The organism is Halorubrum sp. AD140, assembly GCF_034497445.1.
Classification (GTDB): Archaea; Halobacteriota; Halobacteria; order Halobacteriales; family Haloferacaceae; genus Halorubrum.
Window position 1 is genome coordinate 1 of record NZ_JAXRUU010000338.1, and the last position, 1,039, is coordinate 1,039.

The 1,039-nt window shown below is 72.4% G+C and carries 1 protein-coding gene and 1 pseudogene; both read left to right on the top strand.

Annotated elements, in window-relative coordinates:
* A pseudogene (locus tag U4E84_RS18675) lies at positions 1 to 249 on the top strand (formate transporter); the annotation flags it as partial.
* Between the two features lie 59 nt (positions 250 to 308).
* The coding region (locus U4E84_RS18680; protein WP_322533544.1) for an SIMPL domain-containing protein at positions 309 to 1,039 on the top strand (731 nt) is incomplete at its 3' end.

Consider the following 1,039-nt stretch of genomic DNA (forward strand, 5'->3'; position numbering starts at 1 on the left):
GACGACGCGGCGGCCCCGGCCGTCGACGCCGCGCTCGAAGACGGTGCGGGAGACGAGCCGGCCGGGGACGTCGACGACGATCCGCAGGACGAGCAGCCGCACCTCGAAGACACGTACGTCGTGGACCACGACGAGGCGGACGAGGAGGCCGCGGACGAGGCGAACGACGAGGCTGCGGACGAGGCGGACGACGAGGAGGCAGACGAGGCGGACGACGAGGACGCCGCCGGCCGCGACGGCGGCCGATAGCGAAAGCGGCTCTTTGCGCTATCGTTCTTTTATAGCCGTCTCCGATCGATCGGGCGGGTATGAACAGGCGACTGACGGCACTCGTCGGCATCGCGGCGCTCGTCGCGCTCGCCGGCTGCTCGGGGCTCGCGGGCACCGCGACGCCGACCGACGGCGACGAGGCGCAACTGGAACGGAGCATCGACGTGACGGCCGCGGGCGAGGCGACGTCGGCGCCGGACCGCGCCACCCTCAGCGTCGCGGTCACGGCGACCGGCGACGACGCTGACGCGGTGCGCGACGAGCTTGACGCCGGCGACGAGGAGCTCAGGGCGGCCCTGACGGAGTGGGGGCTCGGCGACGACGACATCCGGACCGAGGAGTACGACGTCCGCGAGAGCTACGAGACCCGCGACGACCCGAACCGGACGCGCTACGAGGGCGTCCACCGGTACGCGATCGAACTCGACGACGTCGACGCCGTCGGCGAGGTGATCGACGTCGCCGTCGACGCGGGCGCCGACCGGGTCCAGCGGATCCAGTTCGGGCTGAGCGAGGAGGCCGAACGCGAGGTGCGCGAGGAGGCGATCGCGACGGCCATGTCGAACGCCGACGACGACGCGGCCGCGCTCGCGAACGCGAGCGACTTAGACGTCGTCGGGGTCTACGAGGTGTCGACGAGCGAGTCGGGGTCATCGCCGTACGTGACGCGCGAATCTGAGGCCGCGGCGGGCGGCGCGGACGGGGGAGACGCCTCGACCGCCGTCGAGACCGGCGACGTGAACGTGCGCGTCTCCGTGGACGTCGTGTA